A 4,883-nucleotide genomic window follows, 5' to 3' on the forward strand; every position below is an offset into this window, starting at 1 on the left:
TCCCGCTTTCCGCTACTCCCGGCCAAACAGGCGGAACTGCAAAAGGGTCAGTGCCAGGATGATGAGGAACAGCACATAACCCATGGCCGCCGCGTAGCCGAAGTCGTAGTATTTGAAGGCGTGCTCGTAGATGTACATGACCGGTGCCACGGTCGCCCGCCCCGGGCCGCCGGCCGTCATGATGTAGGGCTGTGCAAACAGCTGCAGGGCGGCGATGAACCCCACCACCATGAGGAACAGCGTCGTGGGCGTCAACTGGGGCAGGGTGATGCGCCAGAAGATCTGCCACCTCGAGGCGCCGTCGATGCTAGCGGCCTCCTCGTACTCTCTCGGAACCGACGCCAGCGCCGCCAGGTACACCACCATGTCGAAGCCCGCCGTCTTCCAGATGCTCGCCAGGATGATAGACGGCATGGCGAGCCCCGGCTCGGCCAGCCACAGCACCGGCCCGATCCCGAAGAAGCCCAGCACCACGTTGATGAGTCCGTCGGGCTGATAAATCCATTTCCACACCGTGGCGGCCACGACCCACGACGTCACGTACGGCAGGAAGTAGACGGCCCGGGCCAGGTTACGCCCGGCAAAGTGGCGGTGGAGCAGCAGCGCCAGAGCGAGGCCCAGCGCCACCCGCCCGGGAACGGACAGGGTGAAGAGGGCCACGTTGTGCAGCGACGTGAGGAAGACGTCGTCGGAGAGCGCTCGGGCGTAGTTGCTGAGACTAACGAAGCGCTCGGCGCCGTTCACGAGGCTCCACTTGAAGAAGCTCATGTAGAGGGACGAGACGGCCGGGTAGGCCACAAACGTGGCAAAGACGGCCAACACAGGCAGGATGAACGCCCACCCGACCAGCGCCTGCCGCCGGCGGCTCCCTACCGCTGCCACTCACCGCGCTCCCTTTCTGTCGCCCTCAAGCGATACGCTCCAACGCCGCCCTTGGGCGATGCCGCTTGAACCTCGCCCTCAGGTGCAAGTACGTGAGGGGTTCGAGCACGGGCCGCCCGGGTCGGTGTGTGGCCGGACGGCCCGTGCTCTGTCTCCGCCCTACTTCCCGGCCGTCTCGAGCTGCGCGTTGGCGAACTCGGCCGCCGCGTCGAGCGCCTCCTGCGGCGTCTTTTTGCCGGCCAGGGCGTAGTGGATCTCCTCACCCATCCGCGGCTGGATGCGCGCCCACACCGGCAGCATCGGCAGGGCGCGCATGTACTGCATGGTCTCGAACACCACGCTCCACCGCTTGTCCTCGGCGAACTCCGGCGACGTCACGAGCGACTCGAGCACCGGCGTAAAGCCGCTGACCTTCGCTATGGCTGCTTGCGCCCGCGCTCCCGTCAGCCACTCGATGACCTTCCACGCCGCCTGCTTGTCCTTGGCCGTCGAAAACATGACGAGCGAGTCCATCCCCGCCGACGTCGCTTTCTGCTTGCGCTGGGTGAGCCCGATCCCGAAGTCGAGCTTGGGATACTGGGCGGGGATCCGGATGAGCGAGTTGGACGGCATGGTGGTCGTGGCGGCCCGCCCCTGGTAAAACAGCTGATCGGCGTCCGCGTTGCGCATCCCGAGGAACCCCGGCTGTGCGTACTCCACCAACTCGACCAGGAACGACAGCGCCTCGACGCCCTCCTTCGAGTTGAACGCCGCCTTCCGGTTGTCCGGCGTCAGGATCTGCCCGCCCGCCTGCCACAGAAGCGGCCCGAACCACAGGAACGGCAGGGGGATGTTGTCGTTGCCGCCGATGCTCAGGCCCGAGATGCCGCGGCGCGGGTTATGGGTCTTGCTCGCCGCCTCCAGCCACTGCTCCCAGGTCGAGGGGGAGACGTCGGGGTCAAGGCCCGCTTCCCGGAAGATGGCCCGGTTGTAGAACAGCGGCCGCGTGGCCTGGATGAACGGCACGGCATACCGCTGGCCGTCGTGAAGGCCGCCGGAGACCTCCCACTGGGCCTGCGTAATCTCCCTTGCAAGAGGGGAGCCCTTCAGGAACGGCTCAAGGCTCGCCAGCGCGCCCATGGCCACGTACGGCGGCAGCCGCGTGTTGCCCATCTCCATGACGTCGGGGTTGGTGCCCGAGGCGAGCGCCGAGGCCACCTTCTCGTCCACGCCCGGCCACGGGATGAACTGATGCTCCACGTCGATGTTCGGGTTTGACTTCTCGAACTCTTCGATAGCGTTGTTCATGACCTTCTCGAAGTCCGGGCCGCCGGCCATGAGCCACACGGTCACGCGGGTCTTGCCGGCCGCATCCGCGGGGGCGGCCGCCCACATGCCCGTCAGCAGCGCGCCCGACAGACCCACGGTGGCCAGTGCAGACACGAGCTTCTTCAACTTAACAGCCATGAACCGAGTCCCCTCCCTCTCCCCGCTCTCGTTCTTGCCCCTGCGACCTGCCCTGCTTCCCTGCGTCCTACGCCATGGCGTCCTACCTGAGCTCGGACATGGCCATCCTCCGTAAGGTGTGGAGCCGGCCCTTCACCGCAATGGACAGGGCCATGATGTTTTCCGGCGGCGCCATGCCCCCGTACCCGCAGTCACCGATGTGGAGAACATCGGCACCGGCCATCTTGCCAGCGAGCCCGAACTCCCGCACCGTCTCCGGATCGGAGCTCTCCTGGCAGGTGCCGATGGCGGCCAGGACAAGCGCCCCTCTCCGGTGCACGGCGTCCACGAGCGCCGCCACCCGCTCCACGGTGAACCCGGGCACCGTCCCCGGCGCGGGCAGCAGCACCACGTCGGCGCCGGCCCCGACGAACGCCTCCACATCCTCTTCCGTCAGCATCCTTCGGCCGGACTCGCTGAGCACCCCGGCTGCGTGCATCTTACCGGCCACCACGATGAGCCGGTCGCCGGCCACCTCGCGGCACTGCCGGATAGCGTCGAGGATAAGGGGATTGCTGACACCCGTGCCCGGGTTTCCCGTCAGCACCACGAAGTCCACACCCTGCCGAAGGGCGGCCTCAACCGTCTGCCGGCTCGCCTGCCGGCCCGTGCTGATGGAGGCGCCTGGGGGGCAGGGCTCGAGGTTGATGCCGATGGGCCGGCCCACCAACTGTTTGAGCACCCGCACGGCATCATCCGGATTGGATTGGTCCGGCCCGTCCGCCGGAAGGCCCCCGATGGCCGGCTGCAGGGAGTCGTAGCCGTTCAGCAAGATCAGGTCCGCCCCGAACGCCGCCGCCACCTCGGCGTTGGTCAGGGGGCGAACGAACCCCGGAGACGGGGCCACCACCTCGGCCACAATCGTTCGGCCCTCAGCTGCTTGGATGGACTCCAGCAGCTGGCGCCCCCGGGTGTTGCGAAGTTCGCTCGGGGTCATCTCCAAGATGCGCTTCACTGGCCCGCACCTCCGGTAAACAGTTCCGCCAGCCGCAGCGAGCGGGGATCGACCCGGCTCATCCGGAGCTCGTGGGAGCCGTCAGGCCGGCAGTATTCGTAGTAGAACAGCCACTCCCGGTCACGCACCGCGACGTCGACGTACCGGAGTGACCCGGAGCCATGGGGCGATTTCAGAACGGGGCCCTCTTCCGTGATTCGGGTGAACCGCCTCAACGTGAGGCTGGCGCCCAGGCCCGATTGCTCCTCGTAGTTGCGCTCGAGAGAGGCGATGCCATCGTAAAACGCCAGGAAGAACGGCGGTACGTACACCACCGACGAGATCCGCGACTCGTAGCTGTCCCAGGTGGTGCCCACCCCCAGAGAGATGCCGGCCCATTCAAACCGCCGCCCATCACGGCTCGTGGCCAGGCCGGTCAGGGAGCGCGTATAGCCGGTGCTGAACGCATCGGCGGTGGCGTGCATAGTGGGCTCGTCGATGGCCCGGTCGGGGCGGGGAGCGTAGCTCATGTACAGGTAATAGGTCCCGTTGACGTTCATGATCCACGGGTCTTTGACGCCTTCCGCCCCGGCGTCGGGAGCGGTGAAGGCGGGCTCCCGGCGATCCAGCCTGAACTCGGACGGGTGGCGCGCTCCAATGGCGTCGATGCGCCAGCGCCTGTCCGACGGGTCCACATAGCTGAACAGCAGGCGATACTCGCCCGCCGCGTCCTTGAAGAGGGCGGCGCGCTCGAGGGAGGGCGAGTTGAGCTCTTGCTTGGAGATGACGAACACGTCCTTGAACGTGACGCCGTCGCGGCTTTCGGCCACACGGACTTCGTAACCCCGGCCCCTGTCCTCGGGGCCGCGGGGCTCTCGCAGCCGGTAGGCGAGAAAGAACTCGCCGGCGTCCTGATCCCAAAAGATCCCGGGGGCTCCGGCCCAGTATCCCTGACCATTGCCGGGAGGCGCGACCAGGCAGACCCCGTCCTCCGGGTCGAACAGCGGACCGGTGATGATTCTCCTTCCGCCTTCCACGATGCTTGCCACGTTGTACGCGTCATCCAAACCCTCTCACCGCTTCCCCTCTGGATGTCACGTCGCAAAGCTCCGGGGCGTGGAGTCCCGATACGCCCCGGTGAACAGCACGTCTTTGAGGGCGACCGCCGCCGCGCCGAGGGCTGGCAGGTCGGGGAGATCGACGATAACCACGGCCGGGGGCGTATCCCCCTGGAGAAAGCCGGCGCTCAACTGTTGCTTGAGAGCTTCCACCAGGGGCCGGATGGTGAGCACAGGGCCCGCCAGTGCGATCAAAGCGGGGTCGAGCACTTTGGCCAGGTCGGACACGGCCGCCCCGAGGGCCTTACCGGCAGCCTGAAGGATGGGCTGTACGCGCGGCTCCCAGGCAAAGGATTCGAAAACCTCGCGCAGGGTGAGCTTTTGGGCCTCCGTCCCCATGGCACAGGCAGCTTCCCGCAGGATGGCTGACCCGGCAGCAACCGTCTCGAGGCACCCGGTACGGCCGCACCAGCAGGTCCGCGTGCTCCAGTTTCCGACGTGGCCCAGCTCCCCGGCATGACCGT

General features: G+C 67.1%; 5 protein-coding genes. All 5 read right to left on the bottom strand.

The window, feature by feature from the left end; all coding sequences use genetic code 11:
• Positions 1-12: 12 nt before the first annotated feature.
• Positions 13-882: a sugar ABC transporter permease gene (locus AB1609_15545; GenBank protein ID MEW6047866.1), complete on the bottom strand. Its 870-nt coding sequence runs from the start codon at positions 880-882 to the stop codon at positions 13-15.
• Between the two features lie 159 nt (positions 883-1,041).
• Positions 1,042-2,328 carry a sugar ABC transporter substrate-binding protein gene (locus tag AB1609_15550; GenBank protein ID MEW6047867.1) on the bottom strand — a complete coding sequence of 429 codons (1,287 nt, stop codon included), beginning with the start codon at positions 2,326-2,328 and terminating at the stop codon, positions 1,042-1,044.
• Between the two features lie 82 nt (positions 2,329-2,410).
• Positions 2,411-3,322 carry a haloacid dehalogenase-like hydrolase gene (locus AB1609_15555; GenBank protein ID MEW6047868.1) on the bottom strand — a complete coding sequence of 304 codons (912 nt, stop codon included), beginning with the start codon at positions 3,320-3,322 and terminating at the stop codon, positions 2,411-2,413.
• Positions 3,319-4,368 carry a hypothetical protein gene (locus AB1609_15560; GenBank protein MEW6047869.1) on the bottom strand — a complete coding sequence of 350 codons (1,050 nt, stop codon included), beginning with the start codon at positions 4,366-4,368 and terminating at the stop codon, positions 3,319-3,321. Before AB1609_15560 ends, AB1609_15555 begins: the two co-directional genes overlap by 4 nt.
• A gap of 27 nt (positions 4,369-4,395) precedes the next feature.
• On the bottom strand, positions 4,396-4,883 hold a 488-nt coding region (locus AB1609_15565), incomplete at its 5' end, for an ROK family protein (GenBank protein MEW6047870.1).

The sequence above is a fragment of the Bacillota bacterium genome, from assembly GCA_040754675.1.
GTDB lineage: Bacteria > Bacillota > Limnochordia > Limnochordales > Geochordaceae > Geochorda.